Source organism: Geomonas silvestris, assembly GCF_014193515.1.
Lineage (GTDB): Bacteria > Desulfobacterota > Desulfuromonadia > Geobacterales > Geobacteraceae > Geomonas > Geomonas silvestris.
Genome location: NZ_BLXX01000005.1, coordinates 67,153 through 92,489, shown reverse-complemented (window position 1 = coordinate 92,489; position 25,337 = coordinate 67,153). Strand labels below are relative to the sequence as shown.

The following is a 25,337-nucleotide window of genomic DNA, read 5'->3' as shown; positions in this document are numbered from 1 at the left end:
GCCTATTATGCAAACAACTCCGAGAGTCATCATACTGGTACTAAACTGGAATGGCTGGCACGACACGCTGGACTGCCTGGCGTCCCTGTACGCTGGCAGTTACCGGGATTTCCAGGTGGTGCTCATCGACAACGCATCCGAGGACGCCTCGCTGCAGCGCATACGCGAGTGGGCCGAGCGCGGCGCCGCCCCCGCGCCCCCCCCGGGTCATGCCGCAGCCTCGGCGCCCCTCCCCTACCTGGAATACGACAGAACCACCGCCGAAGCCGGTGGCATCCCGGAGCGCGAGGCCCGGTTGGCCGGGGAGCTGCCGACGGGTGTCTCCCATCCCCTCGTCATCATCCAAAGCGGCGGGAACCTCGGATTTGCGGGGGGCAACAACGTGGGGCTGCGCTATGCAGGAAGGCGCGGCGCCGAGTACGTCCTTTTGCTCAACAACGACGCCAGCATGCGCTCTGCTGAGGCACTGGGGCACCTGGTCCGGTTCCTGGAGCTAACCCCCCGGGCCGGCGCCTGCGGGGCCCGGCTCTTCTACCCCGACGGCGCGCCGCAGATCTGCTACGGCAATTTTCCTGCGCCGGGCCGCGCCCTGGCCTACCTGTTCCCGGTCTACAAGCTGCTCCCCGGGGTATTGTTCCGCACGGCCAGGCGCTCCAACGTGGTTCCCGACGCGAGCTGCACAGAGCCACTGGCAGTTGACTACCCTTCAGGCGCCTGCCTGCTGGTCAGGAGCCGGGCCATCGCCCAGGTGGGGCTGTTGGACGAGCGCTTCTTCATGTATGCGGAGGAGACCGACTGGTGCCTGCGCCTGAGGCGGCAGGGGTGGGACAGTTACTATGTGCCGCAATCCGAGGTGGTCCACAAGGGAGGCGGCAGTTCCGGCACAAGCGGCGAACCGCTGAACCGTCGCTTCACCGAGAGCCTGTTCAAGTACTACGCGAAGCATTTCTCCCCCGGGGCGTTCCGCCTGGTGGCCGCCGGATACCTGGTGCGCTCCCTGTACGGCATCGCGCACTGGTCCCTGCGGGCCCGCCTGGTCTCCAGTTCCGAGCGCGGACTCATGCGAGCGCGGGCCCGCTACTGGCGCGCCTGCCTGGAGCTGGCCGCAGGAGCCCTTTTGGCACCCTCCGGCGCGGGGACCGGCGGCAGCGAGGCGCTGCTGCCCGGAAGGGAGCCGTCATGAGAGTGCTGCTGCAGTCGAGGACGACGCTCTTTAGCGTGCCCGGCGGGGACACGGTCCAGATGCGCCAAACCGCAGCAGCGCTGGAAAGAGCGGGCTGCCACGCCACCATCAGCACCGAACTGGAGCCGGATCTCACCGGATACGACCTGGTGCACCTCTTCAACCTGACGCGCCCCCAGGAGCTCTACCTGCAGGCGCGCAACGCCCGTCGCCGGGGCCGCGCCCTGGTGCTGTCGCCCATCTACGTCAGTTACCGGGACTACGAGCGCTGCGCCCGGGGGGGAGTGGCAGGCTGGCTGGCACGCCGCCTGGGGCCGGGAAAGGTCGAGTACCTGAAAATCCTGGCCCGCGCGCTCCGCAACAGCGAGCTGAACCGGGGTACCGCCCACCTGCTCCTGAAGGGATACGGCACCCTGCAACGGCGGGTCGTCGAGCTGGCGGGCGTCCTGTTGCCCAACTCCGAGTCGGAAATGGCCAGAGCACGGCTTGACTTGCCGTATCTGCGCCTGAAGCCCTACGTGGTGGTGCCCAACGCGGTGGACCACGAGCTGTTCGGTCCGCCCCCGGTGGGTGCAGCGCCAAACGGCGAGGACCGCCGCTGCGTCCTGAGCGTCGCCCGTATCGACGGGCTGAAGGGGCAGCTCACCCTGGTGCGCGCCATGAAGGGCCTGCCCTGGCCGCTGGTTCTGATCGGGAAACCCGCCCCCAACCACCTGGCCTACTTCGAGCAAGTAAAACGGGAGGCCGGGCCCAACGTGCGGATCATCGGCGAGCTGAACCACGCCGGACTGCCGCCCTACTACCGCGCGGCCAAGGTGCACGTCCTGGCAAGCTGGATGGAGACCACCGGGCTCTCCTCGCTGGAGGCCGGGGCACAGGGGTGCAACCTGGTGATAACCGACCGGGGCGACACCCGGGAATATTTCGGCGATCAGGCCTATTACTGCGAGCCCGGATCGGTCGCATCGCTGCGTGAGGCGATCATCAAGGCCTACGAGGCCCCTAGCGACCCGCTCCTGAGTGAGCGCATCCTGGAGCACTACACCTGGGACCGGGCCGCGCAGAGGACCCTCGAGGGGTATCGGTTGGCGCTGGATCAGGGAGGGTTGTCATGTTAGAAGCGGTAGGAAACAGGCTGCGCATCATCGGGGCGCGGCTTGGGCACAGCGAGCTGATGCCCCAGACGACCTGGAGCGACGTGTTCCACGAGACCTTCAAGTGGTACGGACGGCGCAAGAGGAAGATCGACAGGCGCATGAAGTGCGTCCCGGAAGGAGAACTGCTGCGGGTCGAGCTGGACGGACGGGTCATTTACTGGCCGCTGCGGGCAGCCCCGTGGAGGCTCGTGGACATGTATTTCGAGGTCTTCGAACCCGGCAACAACCACTACTTCAACATCGACCAAACGAGCGTGAACCGGGGCGACGTGGTGCTCGATTGCGGCGCCTGCGAGGGATACTTCACGCTGCAGGCCCTGGAGCAGGGGGCGGGAAAGGTGTACAGCATGGAGCCCGGCGCGGCGATCTCGCGCTGCCTGGCCCGCACATTTGCCGACGCCCGGCAGCAGGGCCGGGTATCCCTGCATCAGTGCCTTCTGGGCGAGCAGAACGCTGAGGTCCTTTTCTATGAGGATCCCGCCGACCCCACGGTCTGCAGGATTTGGGAGGAGCGGCCAGCGGAGCCCGGGCGGGCCGGGGTGCGGCTTCTGGAGATGACCACCCTGGACGACTTCTGCCGCAGGGAAAATCTGCAGCAGCTCGATTTCATCAAGGCGGATATCGAAGGGGGCGAGGTGGGCCTTTTGCACGGGGCGGAACAGACGCTGCGCAGATTCCGGCCCAAACTGGCCCTGGCCGCCTATCACAATCCCGACGACGCCCGGCACATGGTTGAGTACCTCGACGGGCTGGGGCTGGGGTACCGGTTCCGGGTCAAGGGGATCCTCAATTGCAACCGGACGCCGCGACCGGTAATGGTGCACTGTTACTAACGGAGGTCGATCATGGCAACACGCGTCACCCGCATCACCCTTTTGTGCCTGCTGCTCCTGGCGGCGAGCGCCTCCTTTGGCAACGCCATCGATGTCGGCGTGTACTACTATCCCGGCTGGCGCAGCGACTACATCAACTGGAAGGACGTCAAGGGGCTCCCCGGTTCAAGGTCGGCCGGCAAACCCTGGCCGGAACGGCAGCCCTTGTTGGGCTATTATCCCGAGGAGGAGCCCTGGGTCGCGGCCAAGCACGCCTCCTGGGCCTCCCAGTACGGGATCACCTTCTTCGCCTACGACTGGTACTGGGACGGCGGCAAGCCCGAGTACGACCACGCCCTGAAAAACTACCTGAGGGTCAGCAGCAAAGTCCCGTTGAAATTCTGCCTGCTCTGGGCGAACCACTTCGCGGTCCCAAAGGTCATGAAGGAATACGACGACATGGTCGTCTACTGGCTGGACAACTATTTCAACCAGGCGAGTTATTACCGGCTGGAGAGCAAGCCGGTCATCTTCGTGTACAGCTACGACCAGTTGGAGACCAATGCCCGGCTCTTCGGGTCGTCTGCCAAATCCCTCCTGGCCAGGGCAAGCGCCAAGGCAAAGGAGCGAGGTTACCCCGGCATATATTTCGTGACCACCACCAACGCTCCCCCCAGCGACGCGCTCGAGCGCACGCTTCTTGACGTTGGGTTCGATGCCTACACCGGATGGAATTACGTGGAGTCGAAGGGGGCCAAAACCGAAGATTACGACGTCATGGTGAGCGGCTACCTGGAGGCATATCGCGCCGCAGGGCAGACAGCCAAACGCCTCACCTACCTCGTGCCCGCAAGTCCCGGCTGGGATTCCCGCCCGTGGTCCGGAAGCGCCGCAGTGGTCCGGAGTAACCCGACGCCGGACAAGTTCGTCACCATGCTGCGCGGCGCCAAGCAGCTGCTGGACGCCGATGCTCGCTCCCCCAAGGTCGTCATGATCGAATCGTGGAACGAGTTCGGGGAAGGCAGCTACATCGAGCCGACAAAAAAATGGGGCATGGCCTACCTGGATGCCATCAAGAAGGTATTCGGCTCAACGACTGCCAAAAAGGCCAAATGATGCACCTCCAACTCCTTCCCTAACCGGCAGCTGCAACGGCAGCGCTGCGCGCCCCGGAAAGCCATCCGTCCGGAGCCGCAGGCTGCCGTTTCTTCTCGGCAAACCTGACTCCCAGCTATACCGCGCCCCACTCTCCCCTGCCAAGCCCTCTGACACCGACCAACGGCCCGGACGCTCACCCGCGCCCTTGCCGGACCTGTTTCTCCCGCCAACAGCCCGAACCCTGGTTGACTCTTCCGCCCGGATTACCCACTCTCCCCCGCAGGCCGGCACCTGTTCAGTTTCCCGCAGGTGCTCAGGCAAGCCACCCCCTATCTTACCTGCCGTAATCCTTGATATTTTTCCGTTGCGGCGGACATTTCTGTTCGCTGACTGCACACAGCCCTTCAGCAATCGCCGAAGCCCCACAGGCGTAAAAATTACATATTTTCAGACAGTTAAACTCTATTCGCGCCTTGACGTCCACTGGTGCCAGGTTTGCAAAGTGTGGTTGGTCAGCTGTTTTGACCGATCAACCGAATTTGCCGACAACGGCCAGTGCGTCAGGAGTATTACCTATGAAAAACCGCCACCTCATCGCGACCCTTGCAGCAGTACTTGTGATGCAGTTCCTGCAGGCCTGCGGCTCTGCCGGGGGCTCCGGCCAACCTGCAGCAACTGCCCCGCCTCCGTCAGTGGCCCGAGCCCTGGTGCTGGCCCCTCACGATGCCGCGCGGAATTGGCGCAGCGTGGCAGTTTCCGCCGACGGTGCCAGGCAGGTAGCCGCCGAACAGGGTGGCAGCATCTTCACCTCGACCGATTACGGGCAAACCTGGACTAAGCGCGAGCTAAGCGGGGTCTGGAGCGCGGTGGCCTCTTCCGCGGACGGCACCAGGCTGGTGGCCGCGGAACTTGCCGGGCTGATTTACACCTCAATCGACGCCGGGGCGACCTGGAGCGCGCGCGCGGTCGAGGGTAACTGGACCTCGCTCGCCTCTTCATCCGACGGCCTCAAACTGGTTGCGGCAGATCTGGGGGGATTTCTCTACACTTCAAACGATGGGGGAATTAGCTGGAGCGCCCGGGACGAGGCACGGGACTGGATGAGTGTGGCGTCGAGCGCGGACGGCACCCGGCTGGTCGCCGCAGTTACCTCCCTGGGGCAGCTGTACACCTCCGACGATGCGGGCCTTACCTGGGTGCCGCGGGAATCCGCCACGGGATGGTACTCCGTGGCAAGCGCCTCCGACGGCAAGCAGCTCGCGGCTGTGGACAGCGCCGGCACGCTGCATCTGTCGGGCGATTACGGCGTTACCTGGCGCGCGACACTTTCCGGCGAGGGGTGGACTTCGGTGGCCATGACTGCTGACGGCAGCCGCCTGGTTGCCCTCGCGGAGAGCGGTTCCCTCTACAGCTCCACCGATTCCGGTGCGACCTGGGGTACCCAGGCTTCGGGATTAGGCTGGACCTCGGTGGCCTCTTCGGCTGACGGCTCGCTGCTGGTCGCTGCCGCCAGCGGAGATAAAATCTACACCCTTACCCGGGAGCAGTAACCTGTGCCCCTGGCCGTCCCCTGCCCCCTTCCCGATGAATCGAGACGGGGGCACCCCACCACCCTGTCTCACACACCACGCTGGACGCGCTTGCCGGCACCCTGAATGCCACCGCTCTGCGGCAGATAGCCCCGCGACTCCAAGGTTGCAGTCACCTTCCCGGCGGCGCCACCCTGGACAAGTGCACGCCCCGAAACGAGTGCCGCCGGCGCCCGATCAAGGCCGCGTGGGGTTCTTTCACCAGGCGCCCGGCCCGGGAAGGTTGCACAGTAGGAATCGGTGATCGCGTCCCAGCTGTAGGCCGCGGCGATCCGCTGTCGCGCCTGTGCTCTTAAGAGGTGTGCGGTTTGCGGCGGGTACCCCTCCAGACTGCGGATTTGCCCCACCACGTCCCCCGCTCCCCTGAAATAACTCCCCAGTTCTCCCGCGACTTCCCGGTTGAAGATGTTGTCGTGTGCGATGATCAGGCTGCCGCATCCCAGAGCCTCAAGGAGCGACGGGTTGGTCCCTCCAACGGTATGCCCGTGGAAATAGGCCAGCGCGTGATGGCGCAGGGCCTGCAGCCTTTCCTGGTGGTACACCGCCCCGATGAAGCGGACCCGCCCCTCTCCCGCCTGCAGCAGTTCCCGCACGTACCCGGTAGCCGGACTGGTGCTACCGACCACGACCAGCGGGAGCGCGCTCCCCGACGCCAGGTAACCCTCGACGACTTCCCGTACCGAGTTTTCCGGCTCCAGCCGACAGACCACCAGCAGGTACTCGCGTGGCACCAGGTGCCACTGGGCGATGAGTGCCGGGTCGGGCTCCTCTACTACGACGGGCGCGCCATAAGAGATCACGCTTATCGGCGGCAGCCGGCGGTGCCGCGAGCGCAGGTGCATCTCGATCCCCTCCGCGTCGGCGATCAGCCGGTTGGGAGTCCACATGGCCGCTGCCTCCATTGCCTTGAACCAGACCTTGGCCAGCCGGTTCCACTTGGACCTGGCCCACTCGATCCCGTCCATATTGATCCAGACCTCGCTACCCCAGATCCTGGGCAGGAAGCAGAAGATACTGGTGCCGTAGCCCAGCATGTAGACCACATCGAAACTCTTCCGGGCGTGCCACAGGCAGAGGATGTCAAACAGTATCGTGGTCAGCGGCCCGAGCCTCCAGACCGGAACATACACCAGGCTGACACCGCGATAGCTCGCAGCCCCCTCCCCGCTGCCGGCCTCGCAGTAGACCGTTACCTCCACCCCCCGCTGCACCAGCCTGACCGACAGCTGCTCGGCAAAGGTCTCGAAGCCGCCATACCCCGCAGGAATACCGCGAGTTCCCAGGATGGCCAGCCTCATGTCAACCGCGCCGGAACTGCACCGCGCCCTCCAGAGCAGCATCCCGGCCGGTCCGGCACCGGTATCCTCGGTTCGGACAGCAACCTGAATCTGATCTGCCATGGTGCTTGCATCTCCACCTCCCGCCCCTGCCCGGGGCCTGCGGACGAACCTATCCTGCCTCAGGTTTGGGCTATGATAGCACCCCGGGCAGCGCCTGAAGATGGGTGGATGTCTGTTTCGCAGGGGGGGCGTTGAGCGGTATTACGGTAGGCGTTTGGGGAGGGTGCAGTCGGAGCTTGTCCTAGGGTGCCGGGCGTGCCGCAACCGGTACGGCACCCGCGACCCGACGGGCAAAAAAGTTGGTCTGACGTCGGGATAATGGATCAGAGGGTGAAGAAGAAGGTTGCCCCCTCCCCCTCCTTGGCTTCGGCCCAGATCCTGCCGCCGTGGCGCTGGATGATCTTGGCTGCTGTCGCCAGGCCGATGCCGCATCCTTCGAATTCCTGGTCCGCGTGCAGCCGATGAAAGGGGACAAACAGCCGCTCCGCTTGTTGCAGATCGAAACCGACGCCGTTATCGCGGACGTAATAGACCAGGTCGTCTTCATTGCTGATGGTACCGAATTCGATGCGGGCCTGACCCTTGGGTGCAGAGAACTTCCAGGCGTTACCGATCAGGTTCTCCAAGGCGATGCGCACAAGGTCCGCATCGCAAAACCCCCGTACCCCGCCCTCTATGGAGAAGGCCACTTTCCGCTGCGGCTCCTGCTGGAGGAGGATGTCCCGGATTTCACGAACCATGGCGGAGAGATCCGTCGGCTTTTTCTGTGCGAATTTCTGCGTCTGCTGGGAGAAGCGCAGCAGCGCGCCGATCAGCATTTTCATGCGGTCCACTTCCCGGTTTATCACCTGAAGATGGTCCTTGCCATCCGGGTCAAGCTGGCCTGCATGCGTTACCAGCAACAATTGGGCATAGCCGCTGATATTGGCCAATGGGGAGCGCAGGTCATGGGCAACCGTGTAATTGAAGGTCTCAAGCTCCTCGTTGGCAAATTCCAGATCCGCTGCCTTTTGGGACAGTTGGGCATTGAGGTTTCGTATCACCTCGTTTTGCTGGGCGATCAGTCGTCCGGAACGCACCGACGCCAGAGCCTTGCCGATGACCGCGGAAATCTGCCGCACATCGACCGGCTTGAGCAAATAGTGACTTACGCCGGTTTCGATGGCCGAGAGCAGATATTCCGTATTGCTGTAGGCCGTCAGGGCAATGACCTCGGTCGCCGGACTGACGGCTTTTATTTCAGTCGCCATCTTGAGGCCGCTGGCAACCGGCATGTTGATGTCGGTGAGTACCAAATCGGGCCTGTGCTCTATGAACAACTGCATCCCTTCGGCACCGTTTTGGGCAAGGTACAGCTGCACATCGGGAAACTGTCGGCCGATAATCTCCGCAAGGTTCTCCCGCGTTTCGCTCTCGTCTTCCACATACAGGATAGAGAAATGGAACTTCAGGTCATTCGCCATTTTTGACCTCTATGCTGAGTCTGGCGCCACCCTGGACGTTGGTCGCGGTGAGCCGACCTCCCATGTTTTTTTCGATGATCGTCTTGGACATGAAGAGGCCGATCCCGCCCCCCTGGCCGGGACCCTTGGTGCTAAAGTAGGGGTCGAATATCTTGTCGATGATGTCTTCCGGGATGCCGCCCGCATTATCGGTGACGTTGAGGACCGTGATGCCCTCCTCGCTGAAACCGCACAGGGTTATCCTGCCATCGGGTACCTGGCGCTGCACCAGGGTGTCGCGTGCGTTCATCAGTATGTTCATCAGCACTTGGGAAAATTCGCCGGGGTAGCCGTTGACGGTCAACCCATCCTCCAGGCGACAGACAATCCGGATCTGCTGGTCCAGGAAACTCTGCTCGATGAGGGAGATGGTAAACTCCACGATCTGATTTAGTCCGAAGGCGCTCGTCTCCTTGTCGGAGCGAAAAAAGTTTCTGAAATCGTCGATGGTGCGCGACAGGTAGGAGACAAGCTTCATGGCCCTCCCCGTATTGTTCTCCAGGAAATCCCTGGTGAACTCCTCGGAGCCGTAAAACAGCGGCAACTTCTGGATGATCAGGCCGAGCGTGTCCAAGGGCTGGCGCCACTGGTGGGCGATGTTGTTGATCATCTCGCCCATCACTGCGTGTCGGTCCTGCACAATCAGCATCTTCTCCTTCTCGAGCAAATCCGCCATGGCCTTCTGCACCCGGGTGTCCAGGTACTTGTTGAGCTCCTCACTCCTGCACAGTGTGCCCGCCAGCATCTCCTCGGTCCGTCTGCGGTCAGTGATATCGAGGATCGCCATGTTGCAGCATTCCCCCGAAGGATCAACCGCTGCTTCAACTTGCAGGTAGCGCGGCAGATCGCGCTCCGGCGCCAAGGACACCTCGCAGGAAACCTTCTTCCTTGTGGCAAAGACCCGCTCCAGAAAAGAATGAAACAGGGTTCGTCCGGAGAGCGGTACAGAGTGCACGAAAATCTGCCCCACCAAGTCTGAGCGCTTGATGCGCAGCAGAGCGGCTCCCTGCAGGTTGATGGCCAGGATTACCCCATGGCGGTCGAGGGTCAGATAGCCTACCGGCGCGAACTCATAGAGGGCCGAGTACCGTTCCAACGCCGATTCCAGCGAGTCCCTGGTCCGGCGCAGTTCCGCATTCTGCATCTCAAGTTCAAGCTGGTGCACGGACAACTCGTGGGTGAGCCAGCGGGATTTTTCATCGGCTGCCGCGGGGAGCTCTTCAGTAACCCGGGCTGACAGTTGATCTTCGGCACGGCGCCGCAGTATGGTTGCTTCGACCGGCGGAGGCTTCTGCTCTAGGTTCCCCATGGTGACCCCCTCTACATTTGGCAATGTGCCAGAAGCCTGTGAACTCGGCGCAAGACAGAGTAGCCTGTAACGCATAGTCACATTGCGCAACCACATTAGCGATAGCACATCACATCGTAAGCATCAACGCAACAATCACACTTGAATTATTATTTATAAATACCATACTCTTCACCAATGATGCCAAACAATATTTCCTTTGCCTAATTAACAATATCACCTTAAGGTTTCATTCAATATTTGTTATCGCTGGAGTCAGGCTCGCTGTGACAACATGGCAAAACGTTATTGTTGTAACGATTTTCAAACTGTACCTATTCCTGCAATACTCGACCAATAGCATCACCCGACGCCCTCCGTCCTGCAGCTCTCAGGCGAGCCACGGGTGAGTATTGCAATTAACGGGCCGCCATGAAACAGGCAGCCTTGCGACGTGAAGAAGCTGGTAGTACAGGGGATAGCGAACGGCAAAAAGGCATCCGGCCGAAAGGACGGTGCGGGGGAGGCCGCTCACTGCTGGCACAACCGCCATATATGGCGGGTAGGGCCAAAGAGCCCTCAACTGGAATACCGAGGTCGAGACTTGAATGGGGCGGGATTCGGCCGTTTTTATGCGGCAGTTCGCGCGGGCGTTTAATGGTCCGATAGGGAAACCGTGCTACTAGACACGGAGGTGCAGCCGGCAGTTGGAGGTAAAATAATTAGGGGAGAGGAACTCGCAAGGCGTCGAAACGTTGAAGAAATGACCATTGCCCCTGATAGCAGGGCAGCAGAGACCACGGGAAAGACCACGAATGACAAAAAGGGGTCAGCCAGAATTGGCTAACCCCTTGATTTTTTGTGGTGCCCAGAGACGGAATCGAACCGCCGACACGAGGATTTTCAATCCTCTGCTCTACCGACTGAGCTATCTGGGCAAGAGACCAACTTTATACTGTGAATCACTTCGGGTGTCAACCCTTTTCTACTAGCTGTGTTTTTTTTGTTCAGGGGCGGGAAAGCTTACTTCTTTGCGTCCGCTGCTCCAGCCCCGAAATGGTTCTGACAGACTAGGCCCGGGAGATGAAACGTCCATCCCTGGTGTCTACCTTGATCTTCTCGCCTGCTTCCAGGTACGGCGGCACCTGCAGTTTCAGGCCGGTCTCGGCCACCGCCTCCTTGGTCTGAGCCTGTGCGGTGGCGTTTTTCAGGGCAGGTGCGGTTTCGGTCACCACCAGTTCCACCGACAAGGGGAGGTCGACGTTCACCATGCGCTCCTGGAAGATGCCCAACTGAACTTCGGCACCGTCCAACAGGAAGGGCTGGACCGCGCTGAAGGCATCGGCCTCCATCTCGAACTGCTCGTAGGTCTCCAGGTCCATGAAGACGCCGCGATCGCCATCTGAGTAGAGGAACTGCCCCTTGTGGCGCTCGAAGTCCGCCTCGTCCACCTTGTCGCCCGAGCGGAAGGTCTTCTCGAGCACCTGGCCGGTGATCAGGTTGCGGTACTTGGTCTTCACCATGGTGTTGGCACCACGGGCGCTGGGGGACTGGAAGGATACATCGACAATCAAGCAGGGGGCGTTGTCGAGCTGGATGACGAGCCCTCTTTTGAAATCGTTGGTAGTGTACATTGGTAGCTCCTTTGCGAAATTGTCTTTTTTTAGCAGAAATCTGTGATAAGTTCAACTGCCCAGGGTTCCGGGCCCGAAAAACGATACGGAGGCAGCATGAAGATAGATACCGAGTTCATCAAGCTGGACAGTTTTTTGAAGGCAGTCGACGCGGTCTCTTCGGGAGGAGAGGCAAAGATCATCATCTCTGAAGGGATGGTGCAGGTAAACGGCGAGGTGGAACTGCGCCGCGGCAGGAAGCTGCGTCCGGGTGACCGGGTGGCTGTGGGCGGGAAGAGCTTCTCGGTGGAGTAAGGAAAGGCAGAGGCTAACTGTGGACTTGGTTCCTCTTCCCCCCCTGGCGGGGGAGGGTTAGGGTGACGGGGAGGTTGCCACGTAACAACGCCGCTTCACCCTCCTGAGCGCTTCGGTTTGTAGCCGCGCTTGGTGAGTTCCGCCATGATCTTGTCGGCGTGGTCGCCCTGGATCTCGATGGTGCCGTCTTTCGCCGTGCCGCCGCAGCCGCAGGTCCGCTTGAGCTCTCCGGCAAGGGCGGTGAGGGCCGCGGCATCGAGCGGCAGTCCGGTAATCACCATCACGGTCTTGCCGCCGCGCCCTTTGCTTTCGCGCCGAACCCGCACGACGCCGTCGCCAGCCGGAGCGGTCGCATTCTTACGACAGGTGCAACTCTTGAGGGGTTTTCCGCAGCCGGGGCACATCCGGCCGAATTCGGAGGAATATACGAGGGGAGCGTCACTGGAAGCTGTTTTTTTCATGCTCTCTTCATAGCAGAAAAGAAGATCCTGTTTCAAGACAAACCGTTTCGCCACTGAGACACGGAGGGGGCGGAGAACAGCACGTGGTGGTGGCACCAGTTTGTTCTTTCTCTGTGCTCCGTGCCTCCGTGGCAAATCGGCCTCTTTTTACGCCGTGACCTTCTTAAGCGGATTGGGTACCTCGCTCTCCAGGATGGGTCGCGGCGTGAGGCGATCAGGAATGCGCAGCAAAGTCGCCCCCTCCGGCAATTCGAGCTCGCGGTACAGCGCCTCGCCCCCCAGCGCCTGATAACTTTTGGACAGGTGCATGGGGAGCACGAAGTGCGGCCGCAGACGGTCGAGCACCATGTTGAGCTCCGTCGTACAGAGGTGCCGCGAAATTGCCGCCTTCTCCCGGTCCGCCGCCAGAAAGGCACACTCACAGACCAACAGGTCCACTCCACGAAGCAGCCCCACCAGGCTCTCCATGTTTTCCTGGGAAAACCCCACGTCGGTTACGTACCCGATGCTCGCCGGCGCCTCGTCCCTCTTGATGCGCCGGTAGAGTGCGGCGGCATCCGGTTCGCGGTACTCCTCGACACAGTCACCCACCTGCCTTGGATACGCGATGGGAGCTCCCTCCATGGCTCCGTCACGGAAGAGGCGCTCCAGATCCCGCAGCCAGTCCCCTTTTACCACCCCCTCCAGCGCCATCAGCCGTTCATCCAGGACGAACGCCTCCCCTTCCGTCACCTTGTAGGCCAGTACGGGGATCCGGTGCTCGCAGCGCGCCGCCGCCACCGTCAGAAAACGGTTGGTGTAGAGTTCTGCCCCTGTGCGAAATCCGTCGGGCTGCGCTCCGAACGCCTTCGGCCCCAGGTAGAGGGTACTCTCCTGCGCCGCATCGCCCACCTCGGTCACCCTGAAGTTTCCCCAGTAGGAGTCGGCCAGGTTCCAGTCGTAGCAGGCGAACTTGTTGGCCATGCGTGCGGAGATGCCGGGAGGCCCGAAGACCTGCACGGTGCGCGGCGAGGCGTGGCTGTGCCGGATTACACTGTCCATCCCCATGAAATGGTCCATGTGGGCGTGGCTTATGAAGACGGCATCGATGGAGGTGAAGACGCGCTTGGCGAGATGGTGGACCTTTCCGCAGTCAAAGAGGAGTGCGCGGCCGGTGGGCCTGATACGGACCAGCAGCAGAGGGTCGTCGAAGAGCCCGGCGAAAAAGGTCGGCTCCAGGTAGCGAAAGGGTCTCGGCATGCGCTGATTTTACCATTTGCTTGATCTGTATCAATTGCGTCACTGTCAATGCGCGCTACAGTTCCATCATAGACAACGAACACAGCTCAAGGAGAAAGACAATGGCAGAAAAAAAAGGTGTGGCAACTGGAGAGAAGATGAATCTGGTAAATCTGGCCGGCTACCAGGACGGTGCCGTTGTCAGCAGGACGGTGGTCGACAAGCCGGTAGGAACCATCACCGCCTTTGCATTTGACGCAGGGGAAGGGTTGAGCGAGCACACTGCGCCGTATGATGCCTTCGTACAGGTCCTCGATGGCGAAGCCGACATCAACATAGAAGGGACCGTGCACAAGGTGGGTGCCGGCGAGATCATCGTCATGCCGGCCAACAAACCGCACTCGCTGCGCGCCGTTAATCGCTTCAAGATGCTGTTGGTGATGATCAGGGCATAGCTGAAAGTTCGCGAGAGGACTTGCAAACCCGGGCTCTGCAACGTGTCTGGGGCAGTCGAGAACTTCTAAACCGCGATTTGTAGCTTCGCAAGAGCGGTTGAGAACTTCTCAATCGCGATGTGTAGCTTCTCAAGAGCGATAGAGAGCTTCTCAACCGCGATTTGCTGCTTCTCAAGAGCGATTGAGAGCTTCTCAATCGCGATGTGCTGCTTCTCAAGAGCGATTGAGAGCCTCTCAACTGCGATTTGCTGCTTCTCAAGAGCGATAGAGAGCTTCTCAACCGCGATGTGCTGCTTCTCAAGAGCGATTGAGAGCCTCTCAACCGCGATGTGCTGCTTCTCAAGAGCGATTGAGAGCCTCTCAACCGCGATGTGCTGCTTCTCAAGAGCGATTGAGAGCCTCTCAATTGCGATGTGCTGCTTCTCAAGAGCGATTGAGAGCCTCTCAATTGCGATTTACTGCTTCTCAAGAGCGGTTGAGAGCTTCTAAACCGCGATTTGTAGCTTCTCAAGAGCGGTTGAGAAGTTTTAAACCGCGCGGTACACCTCGCTACGAACGGACAAAAAAACAAAGACGCGGAGTCGCAGAGAAACCATGAAAGGGTTTTGCTCTGCGATCCCCGCGTCTTTTGTTTTTAAGCCTCTAGAGATCTACTTGCAGCCGCATCCGCAGCGTTCCTTGGCGGCAGCCTCGTATCCCTTCTTGAGGAGGGCAGCCACCTCTTTGGCGTGGTAGGTGAGGATTAGGTCGGCACCGGCACGCTTGAAGGAGAGCATGGTCTCCATGACGACGCGGTCTTCGTCGATCCACCCCATCTTGGAAGCAGCCTTGATCATGCTGTACTCGCCGGAAACGTTGTACACGGCCACCGGGAGGTTGAAGGCGTTGCGCACTTCGCGCACGATGTCCAGGTACGGCAGGCCCGGCTTCACCATCAGGATGTCGGCGCCTTCTTCGACGTCCATGTTGGCCTCGCGGATCGCCTCAAGGCGGTTGGCCGGATCCATCTGGTAGGAGCGACGGTCACCGAACTGCGGGGTGGACTCGGCAGCCTCACGGAACGGGCCATAGTAGCCGGAAGCGTACTTGACGGCATAGCTCATGAGCGGCACATCCTTGTAGCCGTTGTTGTCGAGCGTCTCGCGGATGGCTGCGACGCGGCCGTCCATCATGTCCGAAGGAGCGACCATGTCGGCACCGGCGCGGGCGTGGGAGAGCGCTTCCTTGGCCAGGAGCTCCAGGGTTTCGTCGTTATCGACGTCGCCGTTTTTGATCACGCCGCAGTGGCCGTGGTCGGTGTACTCGCACATGCAGACGTCGGTGATGACCGCGAGCCCCGGGACGTTTTTCTTCAGCTCGCGGATGGTCTCCTGGATGATGCCGGTATCGGAGTAGGCGTCGCTCCCCATGGCGTCCTTCTGCTCGGGGATGCCGAACAGGATCACCGCCGGGACGCCCAGCTCATAGGCCTGCTGCGCTTCTTCGACGATGTACTCGATGGACTGCTGATAGATGCCCGGCATGGAAGAGATCTCTTTTTTGATCCCTTTACCGAAAGCGGAGAACATCGGGTAGATCAGGTCGTGCGTGGAGAGCGAGGTCTCCCGAACCATGTTCCTGAAGATCTCTTTGCCACGAAGCCGTCTCGCTCTGTACACAGGGTAGAACATTGCTTTCTCCTTTCAGTGGGTTATCTGTAAGACCCGCCTGGACCGAATACTGCTGGTTCAATGCTACTGTTTCATTGAAATGACTGATTGTACTCCATTGCGCCGCGTCTGTGCCAGCTTGCTGTGAGAGTGAGGGGACTGGTTCCTTTAGGCGCCTGTTACCTTTTGCCGCTCTACCAGCCGAATTTCACCAACTCCGCCGCCAAAGCGTCCAGGGTGTACGCCGCCGGTTCCATGTGCACCTCGAGGCCCAACTCGCGGCAGGTCTTCGAGGTAACCGGCCCGATGGAGGCGACCTTGACCCCCTGCATCAAGTGCAGGAAGCGGTTCTCGCCCAGGATGCGCGCGAGGTTCTGCACCGTCGAGGACGAGGTGAAGGTGACGCAATCGACCCTCCCTTCCTCGAGCGCGGCAAGCGACTCCTCGGGGACCCGGTCGGGGGTGCGGTTCAGGTAGGCGACCGGCGCCATCACCTGCGCGCCCATCTTGGCCAGCTCCTCCGGGATCACCTCGCGGGCGCGATCCCCCTTGGGAAAGAGCACCCACTGACCGGCGATGTCCAGCTTGGCGAACTCCGCCACCACCCCTTCGGCCTTGTAGTCGGCGGGGACCAGATCGGGCTTGATCCCGTACGGCTCGAGCGCTGCGGCGGTTTTGGGGCCGACGGCGCAGACCCTGCTGCGCCCCAGGGCGCGGGTGTCGAGCCCCAGCTGGTGCAGCCTCCCGAAGAAGTACTTCACCGCGTTATAGGAGGTGAAGACGATCCACTCGAAGCTGTTCAGCCCGGCGAGCGCCTCGTCCAGCTCGGTGTAGCTCGGCGCCTCGTCGATTTCGATGGTGGGGCAGGTATAGACCCGGGCACCCAGGCGCTCCAGCTTTCCGGTGAACTCGCCGGCCTGGTCGGCCCCGCGGGTGACCATGACCGAGCGACCAAAGAGCGGGCGATTGTCGAACCAGCGCAGCTGCTCGCGCAGGTTCACCACCTCGCCGACCACGGTGATGGCCGGGGCCTTGAACCCTTTAGCCTCTGCCTTCTGGGCGATGTCGGCCAGCGTCCCGGTGAGGACCTCCTGCTCGGGCCTGGTTCCCCAGCGGATCAGCGCCACCGGAGTCTCGGGAGCCCGGCCGTTGGCCATCAGGTTCTGGCAGATGGTCGGAAGGTTGCGGATCCCCATGTAGAAGACCACGGTGCCGCTCCCCAGCGAGAGCCCCTCCCAGTCCACCTCCGAGCTCGCCTTGCCCGGAGATTCGTGACCGGTCACGAAGGCAACCGAGGTGGTCACCGCGCGGTGGGTGAGCGGGATGCCGGCGTAGCAGGTAGCACCCACGCCAGCGGTAATCCCCGGCACGACCTCGTAGCCTATGCCGGCAGCCACCAGCGCCTCGCACTCCTCGCCGCCGCGGCCGAAGATGAAGGAGTCGCCCCCCTTGAGGCGCGCCACGATCTTACCCTGCAGCGCCTTCTCGACCAGGAGGTCGTTGATCTGGCTCTGGGCCCGGTTGTGCTCGCCCCCCACCTTGCCGGCGTAGATCAGTTCGGCGCCCTTGGGAGCCAGGCGCAGCAGCTCGCCGTTGGCCAGGTAGTCGTAGAGAACGACTTCCGCCTTGCCGAGGCACTCGCGCCCCTTCACCGTGATGAGGCCGGGATCGCCCGGGCCGGCGCCGATCAGGTAGACGTATCCTTTTTTAGAGCCTGCCATTGCCATCCTGTTTCAGAGCAAAACAGCAAAAGGCTAAGGGGTTAGCCATTAGCCTCTTGCAGTAAGAACCAAAAGAAAAAAGCTGGACACAGAGGACACCGGGGAACAACAAGAGGTACACAGAGGAAAGTCAAGCTTGAGGGTTTTACCCCGCCTTTGCCTCCCCCTGTGTCCTCGCTTTTCCCTCTGTGATCCTCTGTGGTAATGCCTTTTGTTGTTAAACCGGGATTTCCTTCTCGCGGGATACTTCGCGCTGGTAGACCTCGGCCAGGATGGCGTGGCCACCTTCCGCAAGGAGCTGCTCGGCGAGCTTCACGCCCAGCTTCTCGCAATCAACGGCCGGACCGGTGACGGTCCCTTTCACGGAGACCTTGCCGTCCACCGAGGCGATGAAACCGGTGAGCGCCAGCTCGTCGCCGCTCACTTGGCCGAAGGCCGCGATCGGTACCTGGCAGCCGCCCTCGCAGCGCCAGAGCAGCGCGCGCTCGGCGCGTACGGCGTGGGCGGTGTCCGGGTGGTTGAAGAAGGCGATCACCTCTTTCACCGCTTCGTTGGAGAGGTTGCACTCGATCCCCAGCGCGCCCTGGCCGATGGCCGGCAGCGACAGGTCGGTGTCGAGGTACTCGGTCACCTGGTCGGCAAAGCCCAGGCGCTTGAGGCCCGCAGCGGCGAGGATGACGGCATCCAGCCCTTCGGTCTCAAGCTTCTTCATCCTGGTTTCCACGTTGCCGCGGATGATCACCATCTCGAGGTCCGGGCGCACCTTCAGGAGCTGGGCCTGGCGGCGCAGTGCCGAGGTGCCGATCTTCGCACCCTGCGGCAGGTCGGCGAACTTCACGCCGTTGGAGATCACTGCGTCGCGCGGATCTTCGCGCTCGGTGATGCAGTAAAGGCCGAGCCCTTCCGGGAACTCGGTCGGCACGTCCTTCATGCTGTGCACCGCGATGTCGATCTCGCCGCGCAGCATCGCCTCTTCGATCTCCTTCACGAAGAGACCCTTGCCACCCACCTGTGCCAGCGGCACATCGAGGATCTTGTCGCCGATGGTCTTGATCTTGGTGAGGGTTACGGTCATATCCGGGTAACGCTTCTCAAGCTCGGACTTCACCCAGTTTGCCTGCCAAAGCGCGAGCTGGCTCGCGCGGGTTCCAATTCTCAGCTCTTTAAGCGCCATCGGTGGTTCTCCTTTATCTTTGATAATGCGGTTGTCGTTTTGCTCGGGTAAAGGACCTAAGGGACACGAGGGACCTCAAGGACCTAAGGGAAAACAGCGGATACCTAATCCTCGAGGTCGACCATGGTCTCCTGGGGGGTGGCCGCGTCGCCCAGGTCGAAGAGGTTGCGCAGGGCGTCGACGTAGAGGTCGTTGCGGTTGCCGGGATCGGTCCGCTTCAGGACGCTGGTCGGCTGGTGCAGCAGTTTGTTCATGTACGCGTTCATCAGCGCGTCCAGCTTCTTCTCGGCGCCCGGCGGCAGGTCCTTCCAGTTGGAGAGGGTCTTCGCCAGCTCTGCCTTTCTCAGCTCGTCGAACCGGCTCCTGAGCGCCACGATGGTCGGGGTGACTTCCAGCGAGGAGAGCCATTTGAAGAACTGCCCGATCTCCTGCTCGACGATCGCCTCGGCCTTGGCAGCCTCGATCTTGCGCTGCTCGAGGTTGGTGGCCACCACGCCGTTCAGGTCGTCGACGGTGTACAGGTAGGCGTTCTCTACGTTGTTCACCTTGGGATCGATGTCGCGCGGCACGGCGATGTCGATGAAGAACATCGGCTTCATCTTGCGGCGCCGCAGCACCTCATCGACGTCCTTCTCGTGGATGATGAAGTGCGGCGCACCGGTCGAAGAGAGGATGATATCGGCCTTGGGGAGGTGGTCGAAGAGGTCGTCGAAACGCACGGCCTTGGCGGAAAATTCGTCGGCCAGCTTCTCGGCGCGCTCGAAGGTGCGGTTGGTGACCATCACGCCGCGCACGCCGGTGTTGATGAAGTGCTTGGCGGCCAGTTCGCACATCTCGCCGGCACCGATCAAGAGGACCGTCTTGTCGGAGAGCTCCCCGAAGATCTTCTTGGCGAGCTCCACCGCGGCGAAGGCGACCGAAACCGCCGAGGAGGCGATCTTCGTCTCGGTGCGCACGCGCTTGGCGACCGAGAAGGCCTTGTGCAGGAAGCGGTTCAGGATGATCCCCGAACTCTTGTACTCGGCGGCGTAACCGTAGGAGGTCTTGATCTGACCCAAGATCTGCGGCTCGCCCACCACCATCGAGTCGAGGCTCGAGGCGACGCGGAAGACGTGACGGGTGGCGTCCTCGCCGTGGTAGCTGTAGAGGTGGCTCTCCAGCGTCTCGAGAGGTACGTTGTGATACTCGGCCAGAAAGCGCTTGAGCCTCGCCATGCCGCCCGCGACGTCACGCGTGGTGGCGTAGATCTCCACCCGGTTGCAGGTGGAGACGATCACCGCCTCGGTGATGTCCGGAAGCGCCACCACCGCCTGGAGCGGCTTCTCCATCTGGGTAGGCGAGAAAGCGACCTTTTCCCGGACTTCTACGGCGGCGGTTTTATGCGAGAGCCCTACCACGATAATGTTCATAAACGTCCTGCCCCTTCTAGAGAATTGCAACCGAGCGCGGCTGCCGCGTCTTCTGTCGCAACTCTATTTGTAACTGTGCAGCCCCCCAAGGAAGAGGTTGACGCCGAGGAAGGTGAAAATCACGATGAGGAAACCGACGATGGAGAGCATGGCGGCCTTCCTGCCGCGCCAGCCGGTGGTCAGCCTGCCGTGCAGAAGAGCCGCGTAGATGAACCAGGTGATGAGCGACCAGGTCTCCTTGGGGTCCCAGCTCCAGTAGGTGCCCCAGGCGGTTTCCGCCCAGATGGCGCCGGAGATGATGGCAAAGGTCAAGAGCGGGAAGCCGAAGGTGAGGCAGCGGTAGCTGATGGCGTCCAGAAGATCCAGGGGAGGGAGCTTCTGGAACAGGGGGCCCAGGCGGCGCTTCTTCAGGAAGTGGCTCTGGATCAGGTACATGATGCTGACGCCGAAGGAGATGGCGAAGGCGGCGTAGCCCAGGAAGGCGACCACGGTGTGCACGGTGAGCCACTTGCTCTTGAGCGCCGGGTTCAAGGGAGCGATGATCCCGGAGAAGGTCGCCGCGACGGCGAGGATCAAAAGGGCCAGCGGCGTCACGAAGGAACCGAGGATGTAGGCCTTGTAGCGGTACTCGCAGAAAAGGTAGATGCCGACGGTCGCCAGGCTGAAGAACGAGAGGGATTCGTGCAGGTTGGTGATCGGGGTGTGCCCCGCCTCGAAATAGCGGTCCACCGTGTAGGCGATATGCACCAGGAAGCCGACACCGAGGACCAACTGGGCTGTGCGTCCCACTTTCGGTTCCGTCTTCACGAGGCAGCTCAGGTAGAGGACCGTCGCTATTGCATAGATGACCAGGGTACTGTTGAAGAGCAAGGCATTCATGACGGATCCTTTTTATTCGCCCCTTCCGGACCCGGTGCGGCGCCGGATTCGGAGAGTTTCAGGAGTATCTGGTCCAGGGCTTCCAGCTGGCCATTTTTGACGAGCCGATGAAGATCAAGCGCTTCCAGCACGGCAAAAACCCGCTCATTGTATGCGGTACGCCCCTTTTCAGTCAACAGCTTTTCACGGGCCCGACCTAAAAGCATCACAGACTTAGCGTATTCATCATCAAAGAGTGGTTCAAGTTCCTCGATGATCCGCCGTGACAGTCCGGGACTCGCTCCTGAGGTCGATGCGGTGATCAGGAGCTCACCGCGACTGAGTACGGCAGGCGTGGTGAAGTCCCCGGACCGGGGATCCGCCACCAGGTCGACGAGGACTCCCAGGCTGCGCGCCTCCTCGGCGACCTCCCGGTTCACCTCGGGAGCGTCGGTTGCGGCAAAGGCAAGGAGCGCCCCGGCCAGGTCGCCCGGCAGGTAGGGGCGCGGCAGATGCACGAGTTTCCCCTGCGCGGCAAGCTCGGCCAGGCGCGGGACCAACGTGGGCGCCACCACGGTAACCCGCGCGCCGGCGGCAAGCAGACGCGCCGCCTTGCGGGCCGCCACGGCACCGCCGCCGACGATCACCACGACCCTATCTTTCACGTCGAGATTTATGGGATAATAGCGCAAGGAGAAGTCCGTTAATGAATTAAAGAGGTACTCCGCTAAGGCGCCACTATCGCGCAGTGAGGCGCTCAAGTCAACAGGGAAGCGGCGCCACGGGGCAGCCAATTACCCCTTGCTTTTTTTACTCGCTCATTTATAGTTGTACTCACTTTTTTTATTAAGGAGAGGGTTCAATGGCCAGTGAAAACGTATGCACATTCACAGACGACAACTTTGAAAAAGAAGTGCTCCAGTCGGACATCCCGGTCCTGGTCGATTTCTGGGCTACCTGGTGCGCTCCCTGCAAAGCCATCGCTCCGCTCATCGATAGCATCGCCTCCGAGTACGAAGGCCGTGTAAAAGTCGGCAAGGTGAACGTCGACGACAACCCCGCCACCCCGGGCAAGTACGGCGTGCGCGGCATCCCGACCGTGATTCTGCTGAAAGACGGCAAGGTGCTGGACCAGGTGGTCGGTGCCATTCCCAAGACTCAGCTGGAGGCGTTGATCAAGAAGGCGCTTTAACATGAAGAGGTTGATCCCGTTGCACAGGTTTGTGCTCAGAGTACTCCCGCTTGCGGTTGCCGGCCTGCTCCTTTCCACGCGGCCGGCAGCCGCCATCCTGCAAAAGGGCGACAAAGCCCCCGCCATCAAGTTGACCACGACGTCCGGTCAGCCGGTAACACTCAACAACTACAAAGGCTACGTCCTGGTGATGGACTTCTTCGCCACGTGGTGCATCCCGTGCAAGGAGTCGATCCCGCACCTGAACGCGCTGAACAAGAAGTACAGCAAGCAGGGCCTGCAGGTCCTGGGAGTCAGCGTGGACGAGGGTGCGGAGCGCGACGTGAAGACCTTCATCGCCGACCGCAAGATCAACTACCCGGTAGCCATTGCCGGGGAAGACCTGCAGACGGACTACGGCCTGCGCTCCATCCCGACGGTGTACGTCATCAACAAGAAAGGGATGGTGGCGGAGAAGTTCCAGGGGTACTCGGACCAGACCGGCCACGCCATGGAAGAGGCGATCAAGAGGCTCCTGGCTGAGTAAGGGCTTCGGGCCAAGACAACTAAAAGGACGTACTTAAAAAGGAGCGGCTTTGGGCCGCTCCTTTTTTTGTGGGTTCAGACAGGAGTTCCGGGGGCAGTCTGTGGTAATCCTTACACTTGGGGCAACCTCACGTCCCCCCCTTTGAAAAAGGGGGGTCAGGGGGGATTCGTCTGTCCTGCAATGCTGGGACACTTGAACCAGAACTGACGTTCGGCGTCAGTCATCTGCTTCCGCAGTTCTCGCGAAAACCGAATCCCCCCCTGCCCCCCTTTTCCAAAGGGGGGAGTTTTAAAGAGCTCTCTACCGACAGGTACTTACGGCAAGGAACGGGAAGCGAGCTGGGTTAGTCCCCTTCCGGCTCGGGGAGGTAGGGCTCGCCGCCACCTTGGGCCTGCTGCTTCTTCACCGCGTTTTCCACGGCCTCTCCCACCACCTTTTCCAGGTTATCCTCCCACGAGGGGCGCGGCGGCTTCTGGTAGCCCGCTATGTGGCGCAACTCGTAGTGCACGTGCGGTCCGGTAGAGCGGCCGGTACTCCCCGACAGGGCCAGCACCGTGTCGCTGTCGACCTTGTCCCCCACCTTCACCAGCACCTTCGAGTTGTGGCCGTAGATGGTGACGTAACCGTTGCCGTGGTCCACCGCCACCATCTCGCCGTAACCGCGATAGGTGCCGGCGTAGTACACGGTGCCGGCCTCGACGGCATAGACCTTGGTGCCGAGCGGAACCGCGATATCGTAGCCGTTGTGGTAGACCATGCGCCCCGTGCCGAAGGGGTCGGGACGCCAGCCGATGCCGGAGGTAACCACGCCTCCCTCGACCGGGGATTTGCGGCTGGCCTGCGCCGCCTGCGGCAGGGCCAGCAGCACCGCCACCCCGCACAGGGCAAGCCCTACCGAAAACCGGCGTCGCCCCCCTCCCCTGGCACTTCCGCAGGTCACTTTTTCCCCTCCTGGCCGGTTCCGCCGCATCCCGCCGGCGCGGCCGACGCCGGGACCGCCCCTTCCTTCGCGCCGTACTGGTCGGCGTGGTAGGAGCTGCGCACGTAGGGCCCGCTTTCCACGTGGGAGAACCCCATGGCCAGGGCCCGCAGCCGGTAGGCCTCGAAGAGCTCAGGCTCCACGAAGCGCTCTACTTTCTGGTGCAGCTTGCTGGGCGCGAGGTACTGGCCGAGGCTCAGGTAGGAACATCCGGTGGCCAGCAGGTCTTCCAGCACCTCGAAGATCTCGTCCTCCTCCTCCCCCAACCCCAGCATGAGCCCCGACTTGGTCTTCAGCTCCGGGTTGAGCCGGTGCGCCTCGGCGAGGAGCTCCAGCGAACGCTGGTAGTCGGCGCCGGAGCGGATCGCGTAGAGCCTGGGGACGGTTTCCAGGTTGTGCCCCAGGATATCGGGAGCGCTGGCCACGACCGTCGCCAGCGCACCGAAGTCGCCGCGCAAATCGGGGATGAGCAGCTCGACCTTGGTTTTGGGCGAGGCTCCCCGGATGCAGGCGACCGTCTCGGCGTAGGCCGCGGCGCCGCCGTCGGCAAGGTCGTCGCGGGTCGGGCTGGTGATAACCACGTGGGTGAGCCCGAGCCGCCGCACCGCCTCCGCCACGCTCGCCGGCTCACCGGGATCGAGCGGCTGCGGGGTCTCCTTGGTGACCGAGCAGAAGGCGCAAAGGCGGGTGCAGATGCGGCCCAGGATGAGGAAGGTCGCCTGGTGCTTGCTGAAGCACTCGGTGATGTTCGGGCAGCGCGCCTGCTGGCAGACGGTGTTCAGGCTGAGTTCCTTGAGCAGCCCCTCCATGGCGCCGTGCGCCGAGGGGGTGATCTTTTTCTGCAGCCATTCGGGTTTGCGGGTCATTTGCATTAAGGTTCACCTGACAGTGCTGATCGGACCGATCAGTTCAGATCGGACGGAACCGATCGGAGGTTAAGGTAGCAGAAGAGAAGCCACCAGCCCTGCGGCCTTAGGGCTTGCCCAGGTTCCAGTCGGAGTTGCGGTACTTCGTTTGTTCGAGCTCTGCCATGAGGGCGCGCTCTGCGTCGGTCAGCGCCGACGGTTGCAAGACCACCCCCAGGCGCTCCTGGAACGCCTCAATAAGCAGCACCTTCAGTGCCCCGGTTTCGGGCATAAGCCCGAGTTCCGCAAGGCTTACCGCATCGGTTTGGCCGGCAACAGGATCGGCAAGGTAGCGCTGCCCGTCCCGCACCCGGTTCTTGAGCGGGATCGAGCCGTGCTGCAGGATGGCCCCCCGCAACCGGCGCTGGGCGTTGCCCCCTATCTTGCGCCCACGCACCAAAACGTCGAAGTCCTCTTTCCCGGCAAAGCAGAAGGCGGTGCGCTGCCCCAAAACGGCCCCGGCCGGGTTCACGTCGGTGGCGAACGCGGCATCGAGTCCGAGCTTTTGATAGGTCCCGAGCAGAAAGGCGCACAACCTGCGGAAACCTTCCTTCACCCCCGCGGCGTCCCCCACCTGCTCGGGTGCGCAGACCAGGCTGTAGGTGAGCTCATCCGCATGGAAGATGATCCCGCCCCCCGTCATCCGGCGCACCACCGGGACCCCGTCCGCCGCACACAGCGCCAGATCGAGCGCCGCCGCGGCGTCCTGGTAGCGCCCTACCGACAACGCCGGCGGCTCCCAGCCGTAGAGCCTGAGGACCGGCAGCGAACTCTTCGGGTCAAAGCACCCCAAGAGCGCCTCGTCCAGGGCCATGTTGGCCGGACCATCCAGGGGTCCTTCATCTATCAGTCGCCAAAGCGGCGCGGGGCGCGACATGTGCGGCTCTCCTTAG

At 61.9% G+C, this 25,337-nt stretch carries 24 protein-coding genes and 1 tRNA gene; 9 read left to right on the top strand and 16 right to left on the bottom strand.

Annotated features, from left to right (window positions below):
* The first annotated feature begins 7 nt into the window (after nt 1-7).
* The 5 genes from GMST_RS09960 to GMST_RS09940 all read left to right on the top strand — a co-directional run bounded on the left by GMST_RS09960 (nt 8) and on the right by GMST_RS09940 (nt 5,800).
* On the top strand, nt 8-1,183 hold the full coding sequence (locus GMST_RS09960) for a glycosyltransferase family 2 protein (protein WP_183354503.1): 1,176 nt from the start codon (nt 8-10) through the stop codon (nt 1,181-1,183).
* On the top strand, nt 1,180-2,301 hold the full coding sequence (locus GMST_RS09955) for a glycosyltransferase family 4 protein (protein ID WP_183354502.1): 1,122 nt from the start codon (nt 1,180-1,182) through the stop codon (nt 2,299-2,301). Before GMST_RS09960 ends, GMST_RS09955 begins: the two co-directional genes overlap by 4 nt.
* Nucleotides 2,295-3,173 carry an FkbM family methyltransferase gene (locus tag GMST_RS09950; RefSeq protein ID WP_183354501.1) on the top strand — a complete coding sequence of 293 codons (879 nt, stop codon included), beginning with the start codon at nt 2,295-2,297 and terminating at the stop codon, nt 3,171-3,173. The genes GMST_RS09955 and GMST_RS09950 overlap by 7 nt, the downstream gene beginning before the upstream one ends.
* A 12-nt stretch (nt 3,174-3,185) precedes the next feature.
* Nucleotides 3,186-4,268 (top strand): glycoside hydrolase family 99-like domain-containing protein, encoded by a 1,083-nt coding sequence (locus GMST_RS09945; RefSeq protein WP_183354500.1) that lies wholly within the window; start codon nt 3,186-3,188, stop codon nt 4,266-4,268.
* Nucleotides 4,269-4,825: 557 nt separating this feature from the next.
* The gene (locus GMST_RS09940; protein ID WP_183354499.1) at nt 4,826-5,800 is read left to right on the top strand and encodes a WD40/YVTN/BNR-like repeat-containing protein; all 975 of its coding nucleotides are present in this window, start codon (nt 4,826-4,828) and stop codon (nt 5,798-5,800) included.
* Between the two features lie 68 nt (nt 5,801-5,868).
* On the opposite strand, the gene GMST_RS09935 is transcribed toward GMST_RS09940, so the two are convergent.
* The 5 genes from GMST_RS09935 to GMST_RS09915 all read right to left on the bottom strand — a co-directional run bounded on the left by GMST_RS09935 (nt 5,869) and on the right by GMST_RS09915 (nt 11,603).
* On the bottom strand, nt 5,869-7,239 hold the full coding sequence (locus GMST_RS09935; RefSeq protein ID WP_246399387.1) for a DUF1972 domain-containing protein: 1,371 nt from the start codon (nt 7,237-7,239) through the stop codon (nt 5,869-5,871).
* A 263-nt stretch (nt 7,240-7,502) separates the two neighbouring features.
* On the bottom strand, nt 7,503-8,642 hold the full coding sequence (locus GMST_RS09930; protein ID WP_183354498.1) for a sensor histidine kinase: 1,140 nt from the start codon (nt 8,640-8,642) through the stop codon (nt 7,503-7,505).
* A complete protein-coding gene (locus tag GMST_RS09925; protein ID WP_183354497.1) occupies nt 8,632-9,990 on the bottom strand; it encodes a sensor histidine kinase in 1,359 nt (452 codons plus the stop codon). The genes GMST_RS09930 and GMST_RS09925 overlap by 11 nt, the downstream gene beginning before the upstream one ends.
* A gap of 841 nt (nt 9,991-10,831) precedes the next feature.
* Nucleotides 10,832-10,907 (bottom strand) — tRNA-Phe (locus tag GMST_RS09920).
* Between the two features lie 132 nt (nt 10,908-11,039).
* Nucleotides 11,040-11,603, bottom strand: a complete 564-nt coding sequence (locus tag GMST_RS09915; protein WP_183354496.1) for an elongation factor P — start codon at nt 11,601-11,603, stop codon at nt 11,040-11,042.
* Nucleotides 11,604-11,699: 96 nt separating this feature from the next.
* On the opposite strand from GMST_RS09915, the gene yaaA reads away from it, so the two are divergent.
* The gene (gene yaaA, locus GMST_RS09910) at nt 11,700-11,897 is read left to right on the top strand and encodes a S4 domain-containing protein YaaA (protein ID WP_183354495.1); all 198 of its coding nucleotides are present in this window, start codon (nt 11,700-11,702) and stop codon (nt 11,895-11,897) included.
* A 95-nt stretch (nt 11,898-11,992) separates the two neighbouring features.
* On the opposite strand, the gene GMST_RS09905 is transcribed toward yaaA, so the two are convergent.
* Together GMST_RS09905 and GMST_RS09900 are read right to left on the bottom strand one after the other, a co-directional pair.
* On the bottom strand, nt 11,993-12,358 hold the full coding sequence (locus GMST_RS09905) for a translation initiation factor Sui1 (protein ID WP_183354494.1): 366 nt from the start codon (nt 12,356-12,358) through the stop codon (nt 11,993-11,995).
* Between the two features lie 147 nt (nt 12,359-12,505).
* Nucleotides 12,506-13,597: a ribonuclease Z gene (locus GMST_RS09900; RefSeq protein ID WP_183354493.1), complete on the bottom strand. Its 1,092-nt coding sequence runs from the start codon at nt 13,595-13,597 to the stop codon at nt 12,506-12,508.
* 101 nt (nt 13,598-13,698) lie between these two features.
* Between GMST_RS09900 and GMST_RS09895 the strand changes: the two genes are divergently transcribed.
* Complete coding sequence (locus GMST_RS09895; RefSeq protein WP_183354492.1) at nt 13,699-14,031, top strand: cupin domain-containing protein; 333 nt, start codon at nt 13,699-13,701, stop codon at nt 14,029-14,031.
* 650 nt (nt 14,032-14,681) lie between these two features.
* On the opposite strand, the gene hemB is transcribed toward GMST_RS09895, so the two are convergent.
* The 6 genes from hemB to GMST_RS09865 form a co-directional block, all read right to left on the bottom strand.
* Nucleotides 14,682-15,701: a porphobilinogen synthase gene (hemB, locus tag GMST_RS09890; RefSeq protein ID WP_183354491.1), complete on the bottom strand. Its 1,020-nt coding sequence runs from the start codon at nt 15,699-15,701 to the stop codon at nt 14,682-14,684.
* Nucleotides 15,702-15,874: 173 nt separating this feature from the next.
* Nucleotides 15,875-17,407 carry a uroporphyrinogen-III C-methyltransferase gene (gene cobA / locus GMST_RS09885; protein WP_183354490.1) on the bottom strand — a complete coding sequence of 511 codons (1,533 nt, stop codon included), beginning with the start codon at nt 17,405-17,407 and terminating at the stop codon, nt 15,875-15,877.
* Nucleotides 17,408-17,618: 211 nt separating this feature from the next.
* Complete coding sequence (hemC, locus tag GMST_RS09880; protein ID WP_183354489.1) at nt 17,619-18,575, bottom strand: hydroxymethylbilane synthase; 957 nt, start codon at nt 18,573-18,575, stop codon at nt 17,619-17,621.
* Nucleotides 18,576-18,679: 104 nt separating this feature from the next.
* Nucleotides 18,680-19,984: a glutamyl-tRNA reductase gene (gene hemA / locus GMST_RS09875; protein ID WP_183354488.1), complete on the bottom strand. Its 1,305-nt coding sequence runs from the start codon at nt 19,982-19,984 to the stop codon at nt 18,680-18,682.
* Nucleotides 19,985-20,047: 63 nt separating this feature from the next.
* Entirely contained in the window at nt 20,048-20,863 is an 816-nt protein-coding gene (gene ccsB, locus GMST_RS09870) for a c-type cytochrome biogenesis protein CcsB (RefSeq protein WP_183354487.1), read from the bottom strand.
* Complete coding sequence (locus GMST_RS09865; protein ID WP_183354486.1) at nt 20,860-21,534, bottom strand: precorrin-2 dehydrogenase/sirohydrochlorin ferrochelatase family protein; 675 nt, start codon at nt 21,532-21,534, stop codon at nt 20,860-20,862. The genes ccsB and GMST_RS09865 overlap by 4 nt, the downstream gene beginning before the upstream one ends.
* Nucleotides 21,535-21,704: 170 nt before the next feature.
* On the opposite strand from GMST_RS09865, the gene trxA reads away from it, so the two are divergent.
* Together trxA and GMST_RS09855 are read left to right on the top strand one after the other, a co-directional pair.
* Complete coding sequence (gene trxA / locus GMST_RS09860) at nt 21,705-22,034, top strand: thioredoxin (RefSeq protein ID WP_183354485.1); 330 nt, start codon at nt 21,705-21,707, stop codon at nt 22,032-22,034.
* 1 nt (nt 22,035) lies between these two features.
* Nucleotides 22,036-22,560, top strand: a complete 525-nt coding sequence (locus GMST_RS09855; RefSeq protein ID WP_183354484.1) for a TlpA family protein disulfide reductase — start codon at nt 22,036-22,038, stop codon at nt 22,558-22,560.
* A gap of 343 nt (nt 22,561-22,903) precedes the next feature.
* Here the strand turns inward: GMST_RS09855 and GMST_RS09850 are convergent, their stop codons facing one another.
* From GMST_RS09850 to GMST_RS09840, 3 genes are all read right to left on the bottom strand, one after another.
* Nucleotides 22,904-23,500 (bottom strand): M23 family metallopeptidase, encoded by a 597-nt coding sequence (locus GMST_RS09850; protein WP_308936490.1) that lies wholly within the window; start codon nt 23,498-23,500, stop codon nt 22,904-22,906.
* Nucleotides 23,497-24,411, bottom strand: a complete 915-nt coding sequence (lipA, locus tag GMST_RS09845; RefSeq protein WP_183354482.1) for a lipoyl synthase — start codon at nt 24,409-24,411, stop codon at nt 23,497-23,499. Before lipA ends, GMST_RS09850 begins: the two co-directional genes overlap by 4 nt.
* A 100-nt stretch (nt 24,412-24,511) precedes the next feature.
* Entirely contained in the window at nt 24,512-25,321 is an 810-nt protein-coding gene (locus GMST_RS09840; RefSeq protein WP_183354481.1) for a lipoate--protein ligase family protein, read from the bottom strand.
* Nucleotides 25,322-25,337 lie beyond the last annotated feature (16 nt).